The following is a 24,192-nucleotide window of genomic DNA, read 5'->3' as shown; positions in this document are numbered from 1 at the left end:
TGTCAGGCGCGCGCGATCAGGGTTTGCAGAACCGTATCCAGGGACACGGTGCCTTTGCGCGTGCTGGATGCGTCACCCTCGAAGTCGATCCACCCTTCATTGAAGCCATCCAGCATCTGGGCCCGTGGCACCGGGTTCTTCATCCCCTGCGACTTGAACAGCGCCTCCCAGGTGGCGCGCGGCACCGCTTCCATCCGCACCTGGCGTTCGAGCACGCGCCCAAAGGCCGCGGCGATGTCATTGGGTGACAAGCGCGCACCCTCCAATTCGACGACGCGCCTGCCTTGCCAGGTTTCCTGGAGCAACTCGGCCGCCACGCGCCCGATGTCCTCGGTGGCAACCATCGGCACCGGCTTGTCCAACGGATAGAGAAAGCTCGGGATCACGCCGGTCGTGCGGGCCGGTGCGACATCCCATGTCGCGTTCTCCATGAACCAGGCGGCGCGCAAGAAGGTGATGGGCAGCGGCAAGGTCCCCAGGCTTTTCTCCTGCAACCGGTGCTGCTGCAGCAGGTTTGGCTGCAGCGCTTGAGCGCCTATCGTCGACAGGGAGACAACCTTGGAGGGCCGCGCGACTTCGAGCGCCTCACGGACGGCGGCGATCACACGACGCGCTTCGCTAAAGTCGGGTGACGGATCGAACACCGGCGGCAGCAGGAAGAAAACCCCTTGCACGCCGGCGAAGGCCTTCTTCAGTGCGGCGGCATCGTACAGGTCCGCGACTGCGACCTCACACCCTTTGCGCGCCCATGCCGCGCCCTTTTCGGCATTGCGCACGACTGCTCGTACCCGCTGTCCATTGTCGATGAGTGCCCTTGCGACGGCACCCCCGACCTGACCTGTGATTCCTGTAATGGCGAACATTCGAGACTCCTCGGGAAGGCGGCACTGAGCCGCGGTGCAAGAAGTCTCGGAGAACGAGCTTGATACTTCAATGACATGGGTGTCATTTCATTAATGACACAAGATCATCATTGAAGCTGGAGGCTAATGCAGCAGCGCGACGATGAAGTCCAGAAACGCGCGCGTCTTCGCGGGCACATGATGGCGTGACGGGTGCAGCGCATACAACGGAAACCGCTCATCGGGCCAGTCTGGAAACACCTCGACCAATCGTCCATCGGCAATCATCGGCCCGACGCCCAAGTCCATGACTTGGGCCATCCCGTGACCGGCGAGGCACACGCTGTACAGCGTTCCGGCATCATTGACCGTCAACGAGCCGCTGGTTTCGAGCACCAGCTTCTTGCGACGTTTGTGAAACTCCCATGGATAGGGACGCCCGGACTCCGGATCACGGAACTGAATGCAGACGTGATGGCCCTTCTCGAGTTCGCGTGGGTCTTTGGGATGGCCGTAGCGCTTGAGGTAGGCGGGCGCTGCGATGGTCACCATCCGGGTGTCCAGCAGCTTGCGTGCGACCAGTGTCGACGGGCGAGGATTTCCGAAGCGCACGGCCAGATCGAAACCATCGGCCACAAGGTCGCCCAGGCGATCCGTTGTGATCAGTTCGAGGCGCAACTGCGGGTAGCTCTCGAGGAATGCGCCCAGCCTTGGCCCCAGGATCAGCCGAGAGAAATACGGATCAAGATTGACCCTCAGGCGCCCGCGAACGGCGGCCGCGCCTTGGGCGGCGGAGGCCGCAGCCTCTTCCAGGCCGGCTAAAAGGGGCATCACCTGCTCGTAGAAGCGCCTGCCCTCGTCGGTGAGGCTGACAGATCGCGTGGTGCGTTCGAGCAGCCGAATACCCAGCCGCGCCTCAAGCCGCGCAATCGACCGGCTGACGCCAGATTGCGACATGTTCAGTATGTCGCCAGCCGCCGCAAACGTGCCGCTGTCGACGATCGCGGACAGCACGCTGATCCCGTTTGTCACCCGATCGTCAAAGCCTGCCATACATGCCAATTTGTCATTTAAGAAACGACATACATGCTATCGCCATCTTCAATCGCGACGCACGGGATCGAATTCTCTGTGTTATTGCTATCGTTGTCGGGCGGTTGCAGTGGCTAGCGATTCGGCTGACAGCTAGGAGCATCCAGCGCAGCCCTACGGTTCAATGAGCAAGCGCGGTGGCGAGAGATGATGCGGCTTGGCGTGCGCAGCGGAAGCGTCCGCTTTCGGACGGATCGCGAACGACTCCTCATGGCCGGAAGGAGCCGGGCGATATTCTGACGTGCTCTCAGAACTCTCCAACTGTGCGGATCTCCCCAACCTCGATCACAAGGTTGGCAATGCCTTCGTACCTTGCCTGTGGTCGCCAAGGACGAGTCTCATGCTCATAGAGGTAGTCGCGGGCTCCCTGCACGGACTCTCTGCGTAGGTCCTCGTGAGTTCGCGTATCTCCGGGCCAACGTCGCGTCGAGGACTGAATCTCTTCGCGGAAGGCTCCTTTGTTCGTGCTCAGCCCTGTGACCACGACAGTCGCTTCATAGCAAGGGGTCATGCAGTTTCCGGCTCAATGAATGCGCATGGCGCGCTTTGGGGGAATATTGGCACGCGGCCGACCGTCCGGTTCTGGCCGAGTGCCGGCGTTAGTTCAAGCACGGAAGCTCTGCTCATAGGCGAGCTTACCGTCCACGAAGACCTTAGCGTCGTGGTGAGGGAAGACGTGGTGGCCGCAGTGCTCTGAGAACACAGCAATTGCCTTCTTCGTTTCGCTGGCGATAAAGAACGCATATTTGAACTGCACCGAGGAGCCGTCCATCAGGTCAATGCGAACCGTCTCCCTCCGAAATCGGATGACCGTTTCAGGGCGCTCTTGCACCTCTGCCGCCGAGCAGCCAAGATGAGCTCCAAGCTCCTCTGACCACTCCCTTTCGATTTGTGCTGCCATACGCGGCACGGGGTATTTGAAATTGGACATGTCAGTTCGAGAACGGCTCGATAGCACGGTGAAAGCAATCAATGGAGAAACTGTAGCCGCCGACCCTCCTGGCCGCATTCTGCCTTTCCTCCTGAGGCCGCAACGGCTGTCTAGGGCCGGCGGGCTAATTGGAGCTTTCGCGACCTATGAGGTCCCACGCAAGGCCTGCAACCCAACCGATGCCCACCAACCATGCCCCGGCCTGAACTGTGTCGACGTTGCCCGGCGCGGCCCAATGGACCACCACTGCGAGCGCCAAGCCGACAACGGCGCCAAGACAAGACCATGGTGAGACGAGCGCATCAAGCATTGAGACGTATAGGCGAACGACTGGTTCTGGCCGCATTCTGCCTTCTCACTGCGCGTCTAATTAGTGCACCGCTGGGCTTTATTTGGATGAGATTCACTTTTGATAGTAGATCTTGAGCGGGTAACCGTACCGCCGCCCTCGTGTCTCACACCACTCCGGGAAGGTACCGGCACGATCTTCCGAATAGGCTTTCCAATCTGCCAAGAGCTCGTTGAAGTAGTTAACCTCAGAGGTCAGGGACACGACTTGTTCGGCATCCGGCGCGTTAGAGATCAAATTCTTGGCGTGCTCCAGCGCAACGATGGCATCCTCGACAGAGCCGATAAAGTAGCTCTCGTCGAGATGATGTGTCGCGTGCTCGGCGTTCGAGATATTGCGCTCGATGAGCAGCTTGCGCACTGGAAGATCCTCCGGGCACATCACGAGGGCCTTGGTGAGCAAGTCGGAATCACGAAGGAGCATGCCGAGCCAACGAACCGGCACGCCGGCTTTCGGCTCATCTTCTGACCAAGCCTGCAAAGCCGGAACCAGAAAGCGCGAGATCAACGGTTGCGTCAGGAACTGATGTGCCTCTCTGGTTCGCTCGTTCAATTCCAAAATCTGAATGGCGGAAGAACGAGCAGTTGCTTTGTCAAACGACTGCGCGGCGATCAGAAAGAGTTCAAGTGTGGCCATGGCCTCCCGGCGCAGTCCTTTTTCGCGCTGGCGGCAATAGCTCGCAAGGGATCGCAGGTTCGGGTAGACCTCAAGTTCTTCCGAAAGACGGGCGAGCCCGTCAAAGTTGGCCTTGTTCCAGTAGTGCATGTCCAAATCGTCAGGAAAAAGCTGCGTCTTCGGCGAAATCTTTAACTGTCGCAGGGTGGACCTAAGCTTCGGCTCACCGCCGCTTCAGCTCTTCTGGAACGGGCTTCGCGAATGTCTGCTCCTGGCCGACTGTAGTCGAAGCGTGGTCGGCGACGTAGAGCCCGTTGCATTCGTTTGAGTTTTCGAAGGCGGACTTTCAACCTCCGCGATCAGCGACGCATCGGTTCGCCGAAGCGTTGTCTGGCCCGTCAAAAAATTAGGTCTTTCCGCGCCTAATAAGTACAAGGGCGGCACCACCGGCAAGCAGTGCAGACATGCCGTACTCGAAGCCATGAACATAGAGTGCCAGCGCTCCCAGAATGAAGCCCAAACCCAAACTTGATGACTCTTCGCGCTCATACTCGGCGAAGAGTGCCATCAAGACGGCCCAGATTGCAAAGCAGACCGAATACACAAGAGTCCATTGAAGGACCCGGTCGTCCGTGAGGTCAAAAAGACCCAAGGGCCGCCACTCCGGCAGTTGGCCTGGAGGCGGCGCTCTTACCCAACCCAGTCGATCCATCCAGGTGAGGAGATGGCCGAATCCCGGTATGCGCGCGCGCTCGGCTTCCGTGAATCCGATGGCGGCGAGCAGCCCTGCAATACCGAAGAACACAGAAAGAACACCAAAGCGATTTCTTGCTTCCATGGGTTGATAGGCTGACGTGAGTTACTCGAAAGCTGAAACCTGAACTGCGCGTTGCGTTGGTGCCAGTTGGTTCATGACCACTCCGCTCGCTTAAGTCGGATTTTGCCGCCGCCGGCCACCTGAAGATAGTTTCCCTGAGCGTCGGTGAGCGAGGCGTACGAATGCCGACCATAGCTCTTGAGCGCGAGAAGCCTGCCTCGGAGGACATGGTCGCTGCAGCAAAATTCTGGCCCTCAAATTTCATGATCGGGAGGTCGAGTCGAAGGTTCGGTTCTGGCCGAACGCGGCACTACCGTGGAGCGAGAACAGTGAACATCTCGCCGTCGGCATCATCAAACGCTCCATCGTGCCGAAAGCCCACGAACGTCTCGGCCAGTGCAAGAGGAACGTCGAAGACGTAGTCCACATCGGTCACGCCTTGCTGCAATGCCATCTGCTTGGCACGAATAGGCTCGAGTGCCGCGGGGGGACTGCCGATAACTTCGAGGCTCGTCAGCCCGTCCTCCGAATCATGTGCAACGAACCATCGCTCTCCACCGTCGACCCAATGAGCAGCGGTGCTGCACATTGAGTGTTCTTCGACTTGGCAAGCGAAGAGTTCCGTGCCTGAGGAAATCGACCGCAAAGATTCTGGCTTCAACGCTGCTGGGCTGGCCTCATCAAACCACAGCAGGTACCAGCCCGTCGGCAAGTCCGATCCTAGGAAGGGCGACTCGGGCATATCCTCTCGATCTCCAGTCTCTCGAAGGCCGAGGGCTCTAAGGGTTTCAGCTTTCGCCTCCCTCGGGACTGCTAGCCAAGCAACAGAAAATCCCATTCTTCGCTCCAATGACGTAGATCAAATTCGGTGACCGCCGAATTCTGCCGCACTGGCGAAGGTCCGGTCTTGGCCGCTTGTCGTCACCGGCCTTTGGTGCGCAGCATCCGACCGATCAGCACCAACGCCATCCCAAATCCCGTCAAAGTTGCAGCAATGATCCAACCATGATCGGATGGGACTATCCGGTAGTAGTGGTGCGGCCCGCCAAGTAGCTCGACTGGCAGCAAGAAGCTAAAGAGCACTAGTAGCAGAAGAGTACCGACTGCCGTGAGCACATAACCCGCTTTCACGAGCCACGCTAGGCGTCTCCGCATTTCTTCATCTGAGGTCATGCTTATGAATCGGTGAATGGCAGCTGTTGGCCGACTGTAGCCCAATGGCGGTCGACGATACAGAGCCCATCTGAGACATCGGGCCTCGCCCAAAGCAGCCGGTCGTGAGCCACAGGTCGATGCAAAAGTGCGACACACGCGTGGTCCAATGGCGAATCGAAATTCGCGTAGGTTCGACGGTGGCGCAAGTTCGTGATGCCCGACAAACAGCGTGGACACCACCCACACGCCATACGCGAAGATTCAGATGGGTTTGGGAACGTCTGCGTCGGGCACTCGAAATGACGCAAGTGTCACCAAGACGGCCAGAACTCCCAAGCCGACCAGATCGGCTCTCAATTCCTGCATGCGCATCCCGCCCCGTGCTTGAATCATTGTCGATACTGCGAGTCCCTTGCATAGCGGATAGCTGTCGACTCCTCGTATTGCAGCCGGTGCTATTCTCACGGCCATCAAACTTCCGAGGTTCCAGGATGCGGATTTGGTCCATATCTGTTCTCGTTTGCGCAAGCACAGTGTCCGCCGCAGAGGGATCGACCACAACGCTCTACAAGTCCACCGGCCCTGATGGAAGAACGATCTATAGCGACGTTCCGCCGCCACAGGCCCGCGACTCCAAGACGCTGACATTCAAGAATCTACCGGCCAGCCCCTTGTCTGCCGACACCCTTGCGTACGTCGAACAGTTGCGCAAGTCAGCCGACGCCCGAACATCAGCCGCGCCGCCTCGCGACACGGTGCTTTTTTCTGCCAAGTGGTGCGGCTACTGCAAACAGGCAAAGGCCTACTTGGCAGCCAAGGGCATCGGTTATCGGGAGGTGGACATCGACACCGCGGAAGGCAAATCAGCCTATGCGCAACTCGGCGGCAACAGCGGGGTGCCTCAACTCTTTGCGAACGGCCGAGGTGTCACTGGCTTTACCGCTGCCGCGTACGACGCATTTTTCAAGGCTTCGCGCAATTAGGGCTTGAGTTCGACAGGCGGCTATCGCAAGGCAAACGCAGCCCAAGGCATCCGGCGAAACGCCTCCTCAAGCGGCACGACATTGCCGTCCGCTGCAAGCGCGTCCCCGGTAAGCACATTCGCGAGCCTCGCACTCCCAAGCCCCTCAGGCAGCACCACCCTCGTCCCCCGCCAGGCATCCGCCTCAGGAAGCACCGGCGCTCCCCCATCCGCCCCGCCCTGCGCAATGCCGGCAAACAGCCGCCCCACAATCACCACCAGCGTGCGCCCTTCATGCCTTCGCGCAAAGGCCACCACATGCCGGGCCAACGACCCTTCGACCGCAAGGCCTTCATAGCTGCCATTGCGAAAAAGCTCCGCATGCTCACGCCGCATCGACAGCAGCCGCCAGATGAACCAGAGCTTTGCACTGCCGTCGTGTGGCGCCTCGGCAAGGGATTGCACTCGCGCCGGCAGATCGGCTTCATCGGCGATGGCCTGCAGCTGATCGAGCCGCTTCGTGCGCAATGCATAGTCCACCGGCCGCCGGTTGTCGGGGTCGACCAAACTCAGGTCGATGAGTTCACTGCCCTGATACAGATCGGGCACACCCGGTGAGGCGTATTTCAGCAGCGTCAGCGTCAGGCCATTCCACGCGCCGAACCACGAGAGGCGATCGGCCATGCGCTGGATATCGGCGAGGCACCCGCCCGCTGAACGGTCGGAAAGGATTTTTCGCACCAAGGCTTCCAGGGCCTCTTCGTATTGCGCATCGGGTTGGGTCCAGCGCGTGTGCGATTTGGATTCGCGCGCAGCCTTTTGCATGTACTGCAGCACGCGCTGTTCATACGCCGGCATGGCTTCGGCGCTGAGCCCACCAAAGGGCAAGGTGCCGAGCAGGGTCTGGTAGAGCAGGTACTCGTCGGCGCGCGAAGGTGCGGTAGCCTCGTGCCCGTCACTGCAGAGCGCGTGCCAACGCACGAGCGCTTCGCCCCACTCTTCGGGCATTTCAGAAAGCACATCGATGCGGTTGCGCACGTCTTCCGAGCGCTTGTTGTCATGCGTCGAAGTGGCAAGCATGGTGTGCGGCCAGTGCCGTGCGCGGTCGGCGCTGAGCGCGTGAAACTCGTCCACGTCAAAGCCGAACTGATCGGGCTCGCCGCCCACTTCGTTGAGCGCGCTCAGCGGAAAGTAGCGGTAGAAGGCGGTGTCTTCCACGCCCTTGGCCGCAACGGGTGCGCTGAACTGCTGAAACCGTACCGCGAACCGTCGCACGCGTTCGGCCAACGCCGGCGTCGCATGCTCGGCAGCCTCGCCGCGCAGGGAGCGGCGCACAAAAGCGAAGATGGAACGGTCGGCGTCCAGGCTCTGGCGTTCGGCGGCATCTGTAGCCGCATCGATGAAATGCGCGTCTTGTGCGGACGGCGCATCGACGATGTAGGTGCGGTACACCGGCATGCACGCCGCCACGCCGGCCAGTGCGCGGCGCAGCGCATTCAGCGTGTAGTCGCGTGTGGTGCGGTCGGCGCGCGCAATGCGCCGCAGTTCGGTAGAAAGCACGTTCAGTTCTGAAGCGAGCGCGCTTCGCATCACTTCATGCTTGCCTGCGCGGGCCACGGCATCGAAGTCTTGCGCGTCGCCGGTGAAGCGGTGCCAGGTTTGCCGCAGCGCATCTGCTGCCGCAGTGTCTACCAGCACGCCGTTGGCCACATTGGCAAAACGGTAGCCGGTGGTGCCGTGCACGTGCCATTCAACGGGCACCTCTTCTTCAGAGGCGGCAATTTTTTCGGCTACCACGTACAGCGGGCGCGGTGGCCTGCCGCCCGGCTCGGAAGCGGGCAGCACGACGCCCGCGCGCCGCGCATAGCCTTCCTGCAGTTGCCTGAAGTAGCGCGCAGGGTCATACAGGCCGTCGGGGTGGTCGATGCGAAGGCCGTCCACCACGCCGGCCGCGGCAAGGTCCAGCGCGAAAGACTGGGTGGCCTCGAACACTTCATCGCGCTCCATGCGCACGGCCGCCAGGTCGTTGATGTCGAAGAAGCGCCGGTAGTTGATTTCGTCTGCCGCTACGCGCCAGTACGCGAGGCGGTAGGCCTGCACTTCGATGAGCCGGTGGAGCTGGTCGCGCGCGCTGTCCGATGCAAGGTTGAGCTCGGCCACTGCTGCAAGCAAGGCGCGCGCCAGGGCGGGATGCGCCTGCACCAGCTGCGCGAGGCGGGCCTTGAACAGCTCTTTGTCGCGCACGCGCTCCGAGCGTTGCGAAGGTGCCTGCGCATGGCGGCCTGGCAAGTGGCCGAAGGCCGTCGAAAGGCTGGCAAGCTCTGCCGCAAGCGCCGGGTCTTTCAAATGCGGCAACGCGCGCCCCAGCACTGTGGGGTAGCTTTCGGGCGCAAGGGGAAACCGGTGGTCGAAATAGCGCAGCGCAAAGCTGCCTTGTGCGGCTTCGAAATGCAGCACAAGCTCACCACTGGAAAGCACCTCGCCGTAGTGGCCACCGAGCACCGGCAGCAGCACTTTGCCGGTCAGCTCTTCGTTGAGCGGCTGCCAGTCGATGTCGAAATACTGCGCGAAGAGCGAGGCCGGGCCGTTCTCCAATACGTCCATCCACCACGCGTTGTCGGCGCCGAGCACGCCCATGTGGTTGGGCACCATGTCGAGCAGCTGCCCAAGCCCGTTGGCCCGCAACGCCCTGACGAAGCGCTCGAAGCCTTCGGCGCCGCCAAGCTCGGGGTTGATCTCTGCATGCGCCACCACGTCATAGCCGTGGGTGCTGCCCGCGCGGGCCCGCTGAATGGGCGAGCAGTACACATGACTCACACCAAGCTGCGCCAGGTAAGGCAGCACGCGAATGGCATCGTCGAAGCTGAAGCCCTTGTGAAACTGCAGGCGGTATGTGGCGCGCGGCACCCGTGCTTGCAGAACCGGTGCCGGCTCGGCGCCCGCGCTGCGACGGGGCCTTGCCGCGCGCAGGTGCCCGGCCAGGCCCTGCATGGCATCGCTCGCTGCCAGCGCCTGCACAGACGAAGCAAGCTTGCGCCGCCAGTTGGGGTGCGTGTCGACCGTGCCGGGCATGTTGGCCTGCTCCACTTCACCGGCCACGTCTTCCAGCTGAAACACCATCAGCGCCGAGGGTGCGGCGGCCAGAAACGCATGAACGGCCTGCACGGTCCGCGGCGAAGGTGTCGCCTGCGCCAGTGCCTGCGCGGCTTCGTCGTCTGACAGCAGCCCCGCTTCGCGCACCGCCAGCATCAGCCGGACGCGTTCGTGCGCGCGGTCGAGCAGTTGCCTGTCGAAGAGCCGCGGGTCCGGAAAAAGGCCGAGCGCCAGCCGAAGCCGCAGGTCATGCCCCGACCACCAGCCCGCGAGCGTGGCCAGGTCGTGCGTGCTGATGGCGACCAGCGCCGCAGGCGGGTACGACGCGGGAGAAGTAAAGCCGCCGTCCTGCTGCTTCTCGAAATAGAGCAGCCGGTAAGACAGCACATCGGCACGTGCGAGCGCCTCGCGCATTGCATCTTCCACCGTGCCAAGGTCTTCGCCCACGACCATGCAGCGGTGGCGGTGGCTCTCCACGGCCACGATGGCGAGCATTTCGTCGACTGCGTAGCGCACGTAGGCGCCGTCATGCGCGGTGCGGCCCGGCGGAATCCAGAACAGGCGCATCAGCCCCATGACGTGGTCGATGCGCAGCGCGCCCGCATGGCGCATGTTCTCGCGCAGCATCTGCACGAATGGCTGGTAGTGGTTGGCGCGCAGGCGGTCGGGCCGCAGCGGCGGCAGGCCCCAGTTCTGCCCGGCCGGGTTGAACTCGTCCGGCGGCGCGCCAATGCTCGCACCCACTGCAAAGCAGTGCTGCGCGCCCCAGGCGTCGGAGCCGCCGCGGTCCACCGAAACGGCCAGGTCGAGGTAAAGGCCGATGCCCATGCCCAGTGCCTCGCAGCGCGCGCCGGCTCGCGCGAGCTGTCGCTCGGCCAGCCATTGCAGGTACTGGTGGTACTGCAGGCGGTCCGCATGCTGCGCCGCAAACTCTTGCACTGCGGGTGCGTCGATGTCGCGGTAAGCCTCTGGCCAGGCGAGCCAGCCCCAGCAGTGCGGGTCGGCCGCCGCAAAGTGGGCTTGCAGCGCTTCGAAGAGCGCATGGCGGCGAAGCGGCTCGCCCTGCTCGTCAACGAAGGCCAGAAAGGCCTGGCCGGCTGCGTCCGGCCCACCCATACGCGAGAGATGGTGCGTCTTGAAATGCTCGAAGAGCAGCTCGAGCACTTCGAACTTGGCAGCAGCCACGCCGGCATGGTCCACCAGCGGCGTCTCGCGCAGGGCCGCCAGCTTCAACTGGAATTCGGGTGATTCGACACGGCGACGCGCGGGCTCGCACGCGGCAAAATCGTCCACCGCCTCCACGTCGATATACAGCACGTTGAGCCGTTGCCGCGACGATGGGCTATAGGGACTGGCGCGTTGCGGGTCTGTGGGAAACAGCGCATGCAGCGGGTTCAGCCCGATCACGTCGGCGCCCTGCCCGGCCATGCTGTCGATCAGCGTGTCCAGGTCCGTGAAATCGCCGATGCCCCAGTTGCGCGGCGAGCGCAGTGCATACAGCTGCACGGCCGGCCCCCACACGCGCCCACCCTCGCGCGCGGCGGGTGGCCGGTAGCAGCGCCCGGGCGAAGCGACCACCATGGTCTCGCCATGGAGCCCATCCAGCCCGTCGATTTGCAGCCAGTGGTAGCCGGGCGCAAGAGGCTCGGCCAGGTGCAGCACGCAACCGCCGTCGTGCAGCGCGTGGGCATCGGCCTCGCCCTCGCGAAGGCGCCCTTCTTCATCGCGCAAACGCCAGCGAAGCTTGCCTGCAACATGGCCGTGCCGCGAAAGATGCACTGCCCAGTGTGTTGCGTGTGCCGCCACCACCAGCACAGGCGGTAGCGCCGGTTCGGCCGTATCGGCCGCTGCTGCGCCCGGCCGCACGCCAAACTCCGCCAGCAAAGCGGTTAGGTTCTCGGGCGTGGCGTGGCGCTGTGTTCCAAAAGCGTCGAAATAGGTGGCGGAAATGCCGTAGTGCCTGCAAAGGCGTTCCAGCGCATCGGCGGGCCAATTGCTCGAATCATCCACCGGCCACGTCCTCCAGCGTTGCGTGCACTGCGCCGCGCTCCAGGTGCAGGCCTGCTGCATCGGCAGCGGCACCCGAGCTGTAGACCACCGCACCGGGTGGCGCCGCTGCCTGCGTGGCGGCTTCCGCACCAAAGTTGGCAAGCAGATGAAGGCGCCTGGCTGCTTCGCCAGCGGCGGTGCCCGACAACTCCCATTGCACCTGTACCAAGCCGTTTTCGCAGCGATAGCTTCCGGCGCGCCGGGCGCCGGCCAGGTGCGGCACCAACAGGCGATGGCGCGCATCGAGCAGTTGCTTCATTTCGCACAGCCGCGCAAAGTGCGGCTGTGTGCCGCGTTCGCGCCACCGGAGCTTCGAGGTGGCAAAGGTTTCTTCTGCGTTGGGGTCTGGAATGCGGGCGCGGGCCGCTTCGTCGGCAAAGGCGGCAAACCCGCCAAACTCCAAGCGCCGCCCTTCGGCCACGGCCGAGGCCAGCTCAGGCCCGAAGTCGCAAAAGTACAGGAACGGCGACGACGCCGCGAACTCGTCGCCCATGAAGAGCATGGGCACGTGCGGCGAGAGCAGCACGCAGGCAAACGCCGCGCGCACCAGCGCCGGATCGCCCATGGCATGAATGCGCTCGCCGAAAGCACGGTTGCCCACCTGGTCGTGGGTCTGCAGGTAGGACACGAAGGCGGTCGATGGAAGTTGCGTGCTCGGTTCCCCGCGCAGCTCGCCGCCACGGAATGCCGATGCCTGGCCCTGGTAGATGAAGCCTTCGGCCAGTGCACGCGCAAAGCGGCACGCCGCGTCGTCCGCGTAGTCGGCGTAGTAGCCGTCGCGCTCGCCGGTGGCCAGCACATGGGCGGCATGGTGCAGGTCGTCGTTCCATTGCGCGGTGCCGGCAATGGGCAGGCCGGCGTCGTCGCGTGCCAGCAGCGAAGCCTGGTTGGCGTCGTTCTCCAGCACCAGGTGCACATGCCTTTCGCGCGCGGGGCCGGCGTTCAGCGCCTCGCGTATCTCATGCACGATGTGCTTTTCGGACGAATCGCGAATGGCGTGAATCGCATCCATGCGCAGGCCGTCGATGTGGAACTCTTCGATCCAGTACAAGGCGTTGTGAATGAAGAAGTCGCGCACGGTGCGCGACTGCTCGCCGTCGAAGTTGATGGCGGCGCCCCAGGGCGTGCGCTCCGCCGCATTGAAGAACTCGGGGCAGCACGCGTGCAGGTAGTTGCCCTCAGGTCCGAAGTGGTTGTAGACCACATCGACCAGCACCATCAGGCCCAGCCCATGCGCCGCATTGACCAGCGCCTTCAGGTCGTCGGGCGTTCCGTAGCTGGCATCGGGTGCAAACTGCAGCACGCCGTCGTAGCCCCAGTTGCGCGCGCCCGGAAAATCCGCAAGAGGCATGAGCTCGATGGCCGTAATGCCCAGTTCCGCAAGCTCGCCAATCCGCTCGCGCGCTGCCTCGAAGGTGCCCTCTTCTGTGAAGGTGCCCACGTGCAGTTCGTACACCACGGCTTCGTGCCAGGGGCGGCCGCGCCAGTGCGCGTCGGTCCATTCGAAGCGGTGCGGGTCTATGACGCGGCTCGGGCCATGAACGTCGTCCGGGTTGTAGCGCGACGCGGGGTCGGGAATGGTGGTTCCATCGGCCAGCCGGTAGGCATAGCTGTCGCCATGGCGCGCCTCGGGCAGCGCAAGGCGGTGCCAGCCATCTTCACTGCGCTGCATTGCGTGCGAAGAGGCCGCCCCTCCGGCCGGCGTGTGCACCAGCGTGATGCCTTCCGCCGACGGCGCCCAAAGTGCAAAGTCGACGCCGCCGCTGTTTACAGTGGCCCCGAAGGGCATGCGATGAGCACGCTTCATGGCCGTACATCCGGCCGGCTCAGCACCACCAGAGAGCGGCACTGCAGCGGGTAAGCGGGCTCCGACCAGGCGGGCGCGAGCGCGGCCACGTCTTCGGTGGCGGGCGGCGGCGAGCCGCTGGCGGTGTCCAGCAGCAAGCGCCATGCGCCGTAGGGCGCTGGCGGCAGCGTGAACATGATCTCGTCGTGGTGCGCGTTGAAAAGCACCAGAAAATCGTCGTCGTGCTGCGCCTCGCCGCGCGGGCCGCGATCGACGATGCCGCCGCCGGACATGTACATGGCAAAGCACCTGGCGTTGGCGTCGCCCCAGTCTTCGGGCCGCATCTCAGCGCCGTCGGGCTTGAGCCAGATCACGTCGGTCACGCTTTCAGCCTCGCGCGGCTTGCCCGCAAAGAAGCTGCGCCTTCTGAACGAGGGGTGCGCGCGCCTGAGCGCAATGGCGCGCTCCACAAAGGTGACCAGCGCCTGGCGCTCCGGCGTGGGCGTCCAGTCGATCCAGCCCAGCTCGTTGTCCTGGCAGTAGACGTTGTTGTTGCCGTTTTGCGTGTGGCCGCGCTCGTCGCCGGCCAGCAGCATGGGCACCCCCTGGGAGAGCAGCAGCGTGGCCAGCATGTTGCGCTTTTGCCGCTCGCGCAGCGCCACGATATCGGGGTCTTCGGTCGGGCCTTCCGCGCCGCAGTTCCACGATATATTGTGGCTGTTGCCGTCGCGGTTGTCTTCGCCGTTCGCCTCGTTGTGCTTGTCGTTGTAAGAGACCAGGTCGTTAAGGGTAAAGCCGTCGTGCGCTGTAATGAAGTTGATGCTCGCCGTGGGCTGCTTGCCCGACCAGCCATACAGGTCTTCGGAGCCGGTGAGGCGCTTGCCCACTTCGCCGATCACCCCGGCATCGCCCTTCCAGAAGCCGCGCATGCCGTCGCGGTAGCGGTCGTTCCATTCGGCCCAGCCCAGCGGAAAGTTGCCCACCTGGTAGCCGCCGTGGCCAAGATCCCACGGTTCGGCAATGAGCTTGACGCGGTTGAGCGTCGGGTCTTGCCGTATGGCATCGAAGAAGCCGCCCAGGTTTTCGACCTTGCCCGACTCGCGCGCGAGCGCCGAAGCCAGGTCGAAGCGAAACCCGTCGACGTGCATTTCTTCGGCCCAGTAGCGCAGCGAATCCATCACCAGCTGCAGCGCATGCGGATGCTCCAGGTTCACTGTGTTGCCGCACCCGGTGAAGTCGTCGTAGTAGCGCCGGTTCTCTGCGTTGACGATGTAGTAGGACGAGTTGTCCACCCCCCGCATCGATAGCGTGGGCCCCAGCTGGTTACCTTCGCAGGTGTGGTTGTAGACCACATCGAGAATCACCTCGATGCCCGCGGAGTGCAGGGTCTTGACCATGGTCTTGAACTCCTTCACCTTGCCGGAGGCGCTGTAGCGCATTTCGGGTGCGAAGTAGGCCAGCGTGTTGTAGCCCCAGTAGTTCTGCAGGCCCTTCTCGGCCAGGTGCCGGTCGTTAAGAAAGCTGTGCACCGGCAACAGCTCGATGGTGGTCACGCCCAGGCGCTTCAGGTAGTCGACCACCGGCGCGCAGCACAGGCCGGCATAGGTGCCGCGCAGTTCGGTCGGCACGTCGGGGTGGCGCATGGTGAAGCCGCGCACGTGCAGCTCGTAGATGACCATGTCTTGCCAGGGTATGGACGGCCGGCGGTCGTCGCCCCAGGTAAAGGCAGTTTCGAGCACGCGGCCCTTGGGGATGAGCGGCGCGCTGTCGCGCCGGTCGAACGAAAGGTCTTCGCGCTTGCTGCCCACGGTATAGCCATAAAGCGCATCGCCCCAGCGCAGGTCGCCGACCAGGTCTTTTGCGTAGGGGTCGACCAGCAGCTTGTGCGGGTTGAAGCGGTGGCCCTCTTCGGGCCTGTAGGGCCCATGTACGCGGTAGCCATAGGCCAGGCCCGGCCGGGCTTCGGGCAGGTAGCAGTGCCAGATGCCGTCGGTGCGCTCGCGAATCGGAATGCGCTGGATCTCGTGGCGGCCCTTCTCGTCGAAAAGGCACAGTTCAACGCCCTGTGCGTGTTGGGAGAAGAGCGCAAAGTTGACGCCCTCTCCGTCCCAGTTGGCGCCCCGCGGATATGGGCGGCCCGGCCACACGGCCGTAATGAAAGGTCGTTTGCTGCGTGTCATCGAAATCGAATGTGGGAGAAAGACGCGAAAAGAAAAAAACAGAAAGAAGACGCGCGTTCAACGCGGCGGCCGCTCCCCGGGCGAGCTGCCCTTGCCGGGCTCGACCACGATGGTCGGCGTGGTTGTGGTGGTGCTGGCGGTGGCGCTCCTGTCCTTTGGCGCACGCGGCCACCAGCGCTCGATCTGCGCCGCAGCCCAGTCCTTGCCCGCAAGGCCGAAAGCCAGGGCCAGCGCAAACACCACGCCCGCCAGCACCACCAGGAAGCTCTCGCGCACGATGTCGCCGCCCACCTTGATCTGGTCCAGCGCAATCAAGATGACGAAGGCCATGACGGCATAGCGCGCAATCTGCCCCAGCAGCACGGCATCGCGCATTTGCGCGCCGCGAAAGTAGCTCGACACCGCCTCTCCCACGAAGCGGGCGAAATACGAACCGAAGGCCAGCACCAGCAAGGCAACGAAGAGATTGGGCACAAACCACACCACGCGCCCGAGCAGGTCTGCGATGTAGCTCAGCCCCAAGCCATTGAAGGCGACCAGCAACGCCGCAAGAATGACAAGCCAGTAGGCCAGCACACCGAAGAGGCTGCTGGTGTCGCCGCCCCAGCCGCCCTGGCGCAAGAAGTTGTCCAGCCCGGCGCGCTCGGTCAGCACGTTGAAGTTGATGGCGCGCAGTGCCTTGGTGACGGCAAAGCGCACCGTTTTGGCGATAAGCCAGCCGGCGAGCACCACGACGAGTGCAATAGCCAGGCGAGGCACGAAGGCCCCAACCTGGTAGAGCATTGCGTTCAACGGCTCCAGGTGAATGCCAAATCGGTCCATGAGTCTCTCCGGTGCTTGAAATGCGGTTGCGGACAAAAGCGGCGAATGCGGTGCAAGCATCAACCGGGCCGCTCTGCCTGCAGGAGCGCAAGCACGCCGTTCAGCGGCACCTGGGCCCAATCGGCGCGGTTGTTGAGCTCGTAGCGCAGCTCGTACAGCGCCTTCTCCAGTTCGAACAGCGTGAGCAGTTCGGCGTCGATGTGCGCGTTGCCATCGCCGCCGGCAGCCTGCGAGTAGCCGTCCATGAAGGCCTGGCGGGTTGCCTGCTCCCATGCGGCAGCGGGCGGCGCCAGGTAGGCGGCCTCTTCCACGCTTTGGGCCACGCGCCGCAAAGCCGACCAGCGCGCATAGTTGAACGAGCGCAGCATGCCCGCCACGTCGCGCAGCGGCGAGCCCTTGGCGCGGCGCTCGTCGAAGCTGCGTGCGGGCTCGCCCTCGAAGTCGATGATGACGAAATCGTTGTCGCGCACCAGCACCTGACCCAGGTGAAAGTCGCCGTGGTAGCGGCTCTTGATGCCACCCTGCGCTTGCGGCCTGCGCGCGGCAATCGAAGCCTGCAGTGCCTCTTCCATCGTCAGAAGCGCCTGGCCGTCGATCTGTGCCGGCCCGGGCAACTGGCCGATCCGCTCCCGCAGCAGCGAAAGCGTGGTGGCAACGTCGGCCCGGGCTTGCGCCGTGTAGCGGGCAATGTCTTCGGCCAGCAAGGGCTCGGGCTCGAACGCCGCGGCGCCGGTGCGCATTGCCAGTGCCTTGTGCAGCTCGGCGGTGCGCCGGCCCAGCGTGGCCATGAGCGCAAGAAAGCCGCCATGTGCGGCGAGCGGGTCGGGCAGCGCGCCGTTGGTGGTCGCAAAGTCGCGCAGGAAGCGCTCCAGGTAGCCGAGCGTGTGGTCCCACCCGTCGCCCTGGTTCGACACATAGGACTGCACCATGGCCAGCGTCATGGTGCGGCCGTCGTTGGCGGTGTATTCGAGCGCGCCCAGCACCGGAACGCAGTGCGGATAGTGCGCCACCTCGGTCAGGAAACGGCCCATCTCCAGCTCAGGGTTGAGGCCTTCGCGCAGATGCCGGTAGCCCTTGAGAAACAGGGTCTCGTTCACCGTGACCACCGTGTTGCTGCTCACGCCGCTCGGCCGCCCGACTGGCAGGCTGTCGATGTCGGCCTTGATGGCGGCAAAGGCCTCCGTTGCGCGGAACCGCAGCCGCCCGTGCGCTGTTTCCAGTTCCATGCCGTTGCGGATGGCATGCAGCAGCGCACGGCAAAAGGCTTCGTCGTAGAAGGCGTCGCCCATCAGGCCCACCTGCGCCTGCTGCCGCACCTTGGCCACCGCGGCCTGCGCCACGCCGGCCATGCGCTCTTCGTCGCGCTCTTCCCAGGCCAGTGCCAGGGGCATGAAGTAGGTGGCGCCGCCGCGCGGGCCGTCGAGTTCGAGCAGGGGCAGCATCCAGCTTTGCGAGCCGGCCTCCCATACCGCGTGGTCCGCCAGGCGCGCACGCTCGATGGCCGTGCCCTTCGATGCATACCAGCGCTGGATCTCGATGTGCCGCGGCAGCACCTCCTGCTCGAACTGCGCGCGCATGCGCTCCGACATGCCGATGCGCCATGGCATCACGCGGTCGCGGAAGAAGCTGGTCCAGCCGTCGAACAGCACCAGCGTGGGCCACTCCTGCAGCGCCACGCCTTCCTGGTGCCAGCTGGGCATCTCGGCGTCGGACGTGAGCCTGAACCAGTAGAACCCGTATGACGAAAGCGTGAGCAGGTACGGCAGCTCGCCGATCGGCGGAAACGGCGCACGGCCCAGCATTTCGATGGGCACCCTGCCCTTGAAGGCCGAAAGGTCGAGCTCCACCGGCTGCGCAGCGCGCGACAGGTTGAACACCGTCAGGATGATGTCGTCGCCGTATTCGCTCAGGTAGGCGAGAATTTTTCGGTTGCCCGGCTTCAGAAAGCGCCGCTTGCCGCGGCCGAAGGCATGGCTCGTCTTGCGCACGGCCAGCATGCGCTTGGTCCAGTTGAGCAGCGAGCTGCTGTCGCGCGCCTGCGCCTCCACGTTGAGCGCCTCATAGCCGAACATCGGGTCCATGATGGGCTGCAGGTACAGGCGCTGCGGGTCGGCACGCGAGAAGCCCGCGTTGCGGTCGGGGCTCCACTGCATGGGGGTACGCACGCCGTTGCGGTCGCCCACGAACACGTTGTCGCCCATGCCGATCTCGTCGCCGTAGTAGATGATGGGCGAGCCCGGCATCGACAGCAGCATGCCGTTCATGAGCTTCACGCGGTCGATGTCGTTTTCCATCAGCGGCGCAAGCCGCCGCCGAATGCCCAGGTTGATGCGCGCGCGCATGTCGGCGGCATACATGGTGTACATGTAGTCGCGCTCCTTGCTGGTCACCATCTCGAGCGTGAGCTCGTCGTGGTTGCGCAGGAAGATTGCCCACTGGCAGCCTTCCGGAATGTCCGGCGTCTGCTGCATGATCTCGACGATGGGGTGCCGGTCTTCCTGCGCAATGGCCATGTACATGCGCGGCATCAGCGGAAAGTGATACGCCATGTGGCATTCATCGCCGTCGCCGAAGTATTCGCGCACGTCTTCGGGCCACATGTTGGCCTCTGCCAGCAGAAAGCGGTTCTTGTACTGCGCGTCGATGGCGGCGCGCAGCTTCTTGATTACCGCGTGCGTCTCGGGCAAGTTCTCGTTGCTGGTGCCGTCGCGCTCCACCAGGTAGGGAATGGCGTCGAGGCGGAAGCCGTCCACCCCCATGTCGAGCCAGAAGCGCATCACCTTGAAGATGGCCTCCAGCACCGCCGGGTTGTCGAAGTTCAGGTCGGGCTGGTGGCTGAAGAAGCGGTGCCAATAGTAGGCCTTGGCCACCGGGTCCCACGCCCAGTTCGACGTTTCGGTGTCCGTGAAGATGATGCGCGTGCCCTGGTAGATCTGGTCGGTGTCGCTCCACACATAAAAGTCGCGCTCGGGCGAACCGGGCGGTGCGCGGCGTGCAGCCTGAAACCAGGGGTGGTCGCTCGAGGTGTGGTTGATGACCAGTTCGGTAATCACGCGCAGCCCGCGCTCATGCGCGGCATCGAGCATTTCGCGAAAGTCGTCGAGCGTGCCGTACTGCGGGTTCACGTCTTCGTAGGCCGAAATGTCGTAGCCGTCGTCGCGCAGCGGCGATGGATAGAACGGCATCAGCCAGATGGTGTTGACGCCCAGCTCCTTCACGTAGTCGAGCTTGGCCGTCACGCCCTTGAAGTCGCCGATGCCGTCGTTGTTCGAATCGAAGAACGCCTTGACGTTGAGCTGGTAGATCACCGCGTCCCGGTACCACAGCGGATCGTCGCTGATGTCGATCTCGACCGTTTCAAGCGCAATGTGGGAGACAGGTGCGTTCATGGTGGCGCGGCCTCACAGAAAGTAGTCGAAGTCGCGCTCGTCGCCATGGCGCCGCCGAACGACGAAGATGTGCGCGGGCACGCTGTGCGGATCGAGCCGTATGTAATGCCATCCGCCCTGCCACGTAAACCGCTGCCCGCTCAGCAGGTCATGCATCTGGAAGGCACGCGAACTGTCGATGCCCGCGGTTTGGGGGTCGAACTGCAGCCAGCCCGTCTGCACGTTGTGCGGATCGAGGTTCACCACCGTCACGATCACGTTGTCGCCGCCCTCCGACACCTTGGCATAGGCCAGCAGCTGGTCGTTGTCGATCTGCAGGAACCGCAGGCTGCGGTCCCACTGCAGCGCCGGGTTCTCGCGGCGGATGCGGTTCACGCGGGCAATGAAGGGCGCCAGGCTGGTGGGGTCGTCGTGGTTCCAGTGCCGCAGCTGGTACTTTTCTGAATCGAGGTATTCCTCGCTGCCGGGCGAGCGCGGCAGGTGCTCGCGGAGTTCGTAGGCCGGCCCGTAGATGCCGTAGTTGGCCGACAGCGTGGCGGCCAGCACCAGCCGCGCCATGTACACCGATGGCTCCCCGCCCTGCAGTTGCTCGTGCAGGATGTCGGGCGTGTTCGGCCACACGTTGGGCCTGAAGTAATCCACGCCGGGCGCGGTCGAAAGCTCGGTGAAATATTCGGTGAGCTCCTGCTTGGTGTTGCGCCAGGTGAAGTAGGTATACGACTGCGAAAAGCCCAGCTTGGCCAGCCGGTGCATCACCTTGGGCCGCGTGAAAGCCTCGGCAAGAAAAATCACCTCGGGGTGCTCGCGCCGGATCTCTCCAATGGCCCACTCCCAGAATGAAAACGCCTTGGTGTGCGGGTTGTCCACCCGGAAAATGCGCACGCCCTCGCCGATCCAGTGCTCGATCACGCTGCGCAACTCCAGCCACAGGCCGCGCCAGTCTTCGCTCTCGAAGTTGAAGGGATAGATGTCCTGGTACTTCTTGGGCGGGTTCTCCGCGTATTGCACGCTGCCGTCGGGCCGCCACCGGAACCAGTCCGGGTGCGCCTTTACATACGGGTGGTCGGGTGCGCACTGAAACGCAATGTCCAGCGCAATCTCGAGCCCCAGCGCGGCGGCTTGCGCATACAGGTGGCGAAAGTCTTCCGCCGTGCCAAGGGCCGGAAGAATCGACTTGTGGCCGCCTTCGGCCGCGCCAATGGCCCAGGGGCTGCCCACATCGTCGGGCCCGCTGGCCAGCGCATTGTTGGGGCCCTTGCGCTGCACGCGGCCAATGGGGTGTATCGGCGGAAAGTAGAGCACGTCGAAACCCATGGCCGCAATGGCCGGCAGGCGGGCTTCCACGTCCTTGAAGGTGCCGTGCACGCCGGGCGTGGTGCCCGCGGAGCGCGGAAACAGCTCATACCAGGTGCTGAAGCGGGCACGCTCGCGCTCGGCCTCCAGTGGCAGCTCGACGGGGTAGCGCACCTCGTGCCGGCGGTCGGGGTGGCGGCGGGCGAGCATGGCCAACTCTTCGTCCATGGCCAGCGCCTTCAGGCTCGACACCTCCGTGGCCGGGTGTGCGGCAACTGCATCGAGCTCGGTGGCCCAGCGCGCCAGCGCCTGGCGGTCGGCGCCCTCGGCCCGTTCGGCAGCCGCGGCCACTTCAAGTGCGCCCACCTGCGAGGCAATGCGCACGTCCTCGGCGTCTACACGGCGCGCCATTTCGCTGCGCCACGATTCGAAGGGGTCGACCCACGCAACCACGGTGTAGTAGTAGCGCCCGAGCGCGGGCGGAGAGAAGGTGGCCTCCCACACGTCGTTGACGAGCGGCTTCATCGGCACTTCGCGGAACTCGGTCTTGTCGTGCGGCCGCCAGCACAGCACCACGCGCAGCACGTCGTGGCCGTCGGTAAAGCAATGCGCCTTCACGTGCACCATTTCGCCGACGATGCATTTCACCGGAAAGCGGCCGTTGTCGACCGCGGGCAAGACGGCATCGACCACCGCGCGCCGGTCTCCGTGGGGCACCTCGGGCATTCTCGAAGCTGCGGGCGTCTGCGGTGTTGCGAACAGTTTTTTCATGATGGGCGGTGTTCGAGAATCAGCGTGGAAAGCGGCGGCAACGTGATGCACACCGACTGCATGCGGCCGTGCGAGCGCACGGGCGCAGACTCGACGCCGCCCAGGTTGCCCCAGCCCGAACCGCCGAACTCCACTGCGTCTGTATTGATGAGTTCGCGCCAGTAGCCGCCTTGCGGCACGCCCAGCACATAGTTGGTGCGCGGCACCGGCGTCAGGTTGCTGACCACCAGCAGCGGCGGATGGCCATCGCGCGCCTTTCGCACGAAAGCGAAAACGCTGCGCTCGGCATCGTCCGCCACCACCCATTCGAAGCCCGCGGGGGTGAAGTCCTGCTGGTAGAGGGCGGGCGCGCCGCGGTACACCCGGTTGAGCTGCGACACCAGCCGCTGCAGGCCGGCGTGCCCTTCGAGGTCGCACACCCACCATTCGAGTTCGCCGTCGTGCGTCCATTCGCGCCGTTGACCGAACTCGCCGCCCATGAACAGCAGCTTCTTGCCCGGGTGCGCCCACATGAAGCCGAAGAGCGCGCGCAGGTTGGCAAACTGCTGCCACGGGTCTCCGGGCATCTTGTTCAGCAGCGAGCCCTTGCCGTGCACAACCTCGTCATGCGAGAGCGGCAGCACAAAGTTCTCGTGGAACGCATACACCAGCGAGAACGTCATCTTGTGGTGGTGGTACTTGCGATGGACGGGCTCTTCCTTCATGTAGGCGAGCACGTCGTGCATCCAGCCCATGTTCCATTTCTCGCCGAAGCCCAGGCCATCCATGTCGGTGGGGCGCGAAACGCGCGGCCATGCGGTCGATTCCTCGGCCACGGTAATGGTGTCGGGGTGCTCGCGGTACACGGCGCGGTTGAGCGTTTGCAAGAAGTCGATCGCCTCGAGGTTCTCGCGCCCGCCGTGGCGGTTGGGAATCCACTCCCCGTGCTTGCGGGCATAGTCCAGGTAGAGCATCGACGCGACCGCGTCCACCCGCAGCCCGTCCAGGTGGTACCGGTCGAGCCAGAAGAGCCCCGAAGACACCAAAAAGCTGCGCACCTCTGCGCGGCCGTAGTTGAAGATGCTCGAGTTCCACTCCGGGTGAAAGCCCTGCCGCGGATCGGCATGTTCATAGAGGTGCGTGCCGTCGAAGAACGCAAGCCCGTGCTCATCGGTCGGAAAGTGCGAAGGCACCCAGTCCAGCAGCACGCCGATGCCGTTCTGGTGCAGGTGATCGACCAGGTACATGAAGTCCTGCGGCGATCCGAACCGCGCCGTGGGCGCAAAGTAGCCGGTGGTCTGGTACCCCCAAGAGCCGTAGAACGGATGCTCCGTCACGGGCATGAGCTCCACATGCGTGAAGCCCATGTGCTTCACATAGTCCGCAAGCTCATGCGCAATTTCCCGGTAGCCCATGAACTGCCCATCGCGCCGCCGCCACGAGCCCAGGTGCACCTCGTAGACCGACATGGGAGCATCGAGCGCGTTGCGCGCGGCGCGCGTCGCCATCCATTCGCTGTCGTTCCATTCATACGAAAGATCGCAAATGCGCGACGCCGTGGCGGGCGGGTGCTCGGCGCAAAAGGCAAAGGGGTCGGCCTTGTCGACCGTGTAGCCGCCAAAGCGCGAGCGGATGCGGTATTTGTAGGTCTGGCCGAGCGCCGCGTTGGGCGCATGGCCCAGCCAGATGCCCGTGCCGTCCGGCGACGGGGTGAGAGGGTCGGCATCGCCGGACCAGTGGTTCCAGTCGCCCACGACGGACACAGACTCCGCATTGGGTGCCCACACCGCAAAGCGGGCGCCGCCTTGTTCTGCAAGGTGGCAACCCATGAGGTCGTACAAGCGGGAATGCGTTCCTTCGCGGAACAGGTAGGCGTCTTGCGCCGCGGGCTCGGAAAGCTGCTGAGTCACTGGCACCGGTGTTCCTTGCTTGCATGAAGGCCAGCGACCGGGTGTCCAGAAGGAACACGCTCTCGTCAACCCAACGGCCTCAACTCACAATTTGCAAAGATTTCAGGCTTTGCGGGTACGGCTGAAACCTCCTTGCCGTGTCGGAGAGTTCCCCATAA

14 protein-coding genes are annotated in these 24,192 nt (G+C 63.9%); 1 reads left to right on the top strand and 13 read right to left on the bottom strand.

The genetic code is table 11. The features are described 5' to 3' along the window. Positions 1-2: 2 nt before the first annotated feature. The 6 genes from J2X67_RS13125 to J2X67_RS13100 form a co-directional block, all read right to left on the bottom strand. Positions 3-863 carry an NmrA family NAD(P)-binding protein gene (locus J2X67_RS13125; protein WP_309953602.1) on the bottom strand — a complete coding sequence of 287 codons (861 nt, stop codon included), beginning with the start codon at positions 861-863 and terminating at the stop codon, positions 3-5. A 123-nt stretch (positions 864-986) separates the two neighbouring features. Then, entirely contained in the window at positions 987-1,895 is a 909-nt protein-coding gene (locus tag J2X67_RS13120; RefSeq protein ID WP_126748004.1) for a LysR family transcriptional regulator, read from the bottom strand. 643 nt (positions 1,896-2,538) lie between these two features. Continuing rightward, positions 2,539-2,865 carry a hypothetical protein gene (locus tag J2X67_RS13115; protein ID WP_309953600.1) on the bottom strand — a complete coding sequence of 109 codons (327 nt, stop codon included), beginning with the start codon at positions 2,863-2,865 and terminating at the stop codon, positions 2,539-2,541. A 403-nt stretch (positions 2,866-3,268) separates the two neighbouring features. After that, the gene (locus J2X67_RS13110; protein WP_309953598.1) at positions 3,269-3,979 is read right to left on the bottom strand and encodes a hypothetical protein; all 711 of its coding nucleotides are present in this window, start codon (positions 3,977-3,979) and stop codon (positions 3,269-3,271) included. Between the two features lie 256 nt (positions 3,980-4,235). Next, the gene (locus J2X67_RS13105; RefSeq protein WP_309953597.1) at positions 4,236-4,667 is read right to left on the bottom strand and encodes a hypothetical protein; all 432 of its coding nucleotides are present in this window, start codon (positions 4,665-4,667) and stop codon (positions 4,236-4,238) included. A gap of 289 nt (positions 4,668-4,956) precedes the next feature. After that, entirely contained in the window at positions 4,957-5,388 is a 432-nt protein-coding gene (locus tag J2X67_RS13100; protein ID WP_309953596.1) for a hypothetical protein, read from the bottom strand. 946 nt (positions 5,389-6,334) lie between these two features. On the opposite strand from J2X67_RS13100, the gene J2X67_RS13095 reads away from it, so the two are divergent. Further along, positions 6,335-6,784: a glutaredoxin domain-containing protein gene (locus J2X67_RS13095; protein WP_309953595.1), complete on the top strand. Its 450-nt coding sequence runs from the start codon at positions 6,335-6,337 to the stop codon at positions 6,782-6,784. 20 nt (positions 6,785-6,804) lie between these two features. Here the strand turns inward: J2X67_RS13095 and J2X67_RS13090 are convergent, their stop codons facing one another. The 7 genes from J2X67_RS13090 to glgB are packed head-to-tail and all read right to left on the bottom strand — an operon-like array spanning position 6,805 to position 24,040. Then, complete coding sequence (locus J2X67_RS13090; RefSeq protein ID WP_309953593.1) at positions 6,805-11,865, bottom strand: malto-oligosyltrehalose synthase; 5,061 nt, start codon at positions 11,863-11,865, stop codon at positions 6,805-6,807. After that, the gene (gene treZ, locus J2X67_RS13085; protein ID WP_309953592.1) at positions 11,858-13,711 is read right to left on the bottom strand and encodes a malto-oligosyltrehalose trehalohydrolase; all 1,854 of its coding nucleotides are present in this window, start codon (positions 13,709-13,711) and stop codon (positions 11,858-11,860) included. The genes J2X67_RS13090 and treZ overlap by 8 nt, the downstream gene beginning before the upstream one ends. Further along, positions 13,708-15,870, bottom strand: a complete 2,163-nt coding sequence (glgX, locus tag J2X67_RS13080) for a glycogen debranching protein GlgX (RefSeq protein ID WP_309953590.1) — start codon at positions 15,868-15,870, stop codon at positions 13,708-13,710. The genes treZ and glgX overlap by 4 nt, the downstream gene beginning before the upstream one ends. Before the next feature lie 57 nt (positions 15,871-15,927). After that, a complete protein-coding gene (locus J2X67_RS13075; protein WP_309953588.1) occupies positions 15,928-16,692 on the bottom strand; it encodes a mechanosensitive ion channel family protein in 765 nt (254 codons plus the stop codon). A 59-nt stretch (positions 16,693-16,751) separates the two neighbouring features. Further along, a complete protein-coding gene (gene treS / locus J2X67_RS13070) occupies positions 16,752-20,081 on the bottom strand; it encodes a maltose alpha-D-glucosyltransferase (protein ID WP_309953587.1) in 3,330 nt (1,109 codons plus the stop codon). 12 nt (positions 20,082-20,093) lie between these two features. After that, positions 20,094-22,145: an alpha-1,4-glucan--maltose-1-phosphate maltosyltransferase gene (locus J2X67_RS13065; protein WP_309953586.1), complete on the bottom strand. Its 2,052-nt coding sequence runs from the start codon at positions 22,143-22,145 to the stop codon at positions 20,094-20,096. Further along, positions 22,142-24,040 (bottom strand): 1,4-alpha-glucan branching protein GlgB, encoded by a 1,899-nt coding sequence (glgB, locus tag J2X67_RS13060; protein ID WP_309953585.1) that lies wholly within the window; start codon positions 24,038-24,040, stop codon positions 22,142-22,144. Before glgB ends, J2X67_RS13065 begins: the two co-directional genes overlap by 4 nt. Positions 24,041-24,192 lie beyond the last annotated feature (152 nt).

Origin of the sequence: Variovorax sp. 3319, assembly GCF_031456585.1 — a bacterium.
Lineage (GTDB): Bacteria > Pseudomonadota > Gammaproteobacteria > Burkholderiales > Burkholderiaceae_C > Variovorax > Variovorax paradoxus_P.
The sequence above is the reverse complement of the archived record's forward strand: the minus strand, read 5'-3'. Positions and strand labels throughout refer to the sequence as shown.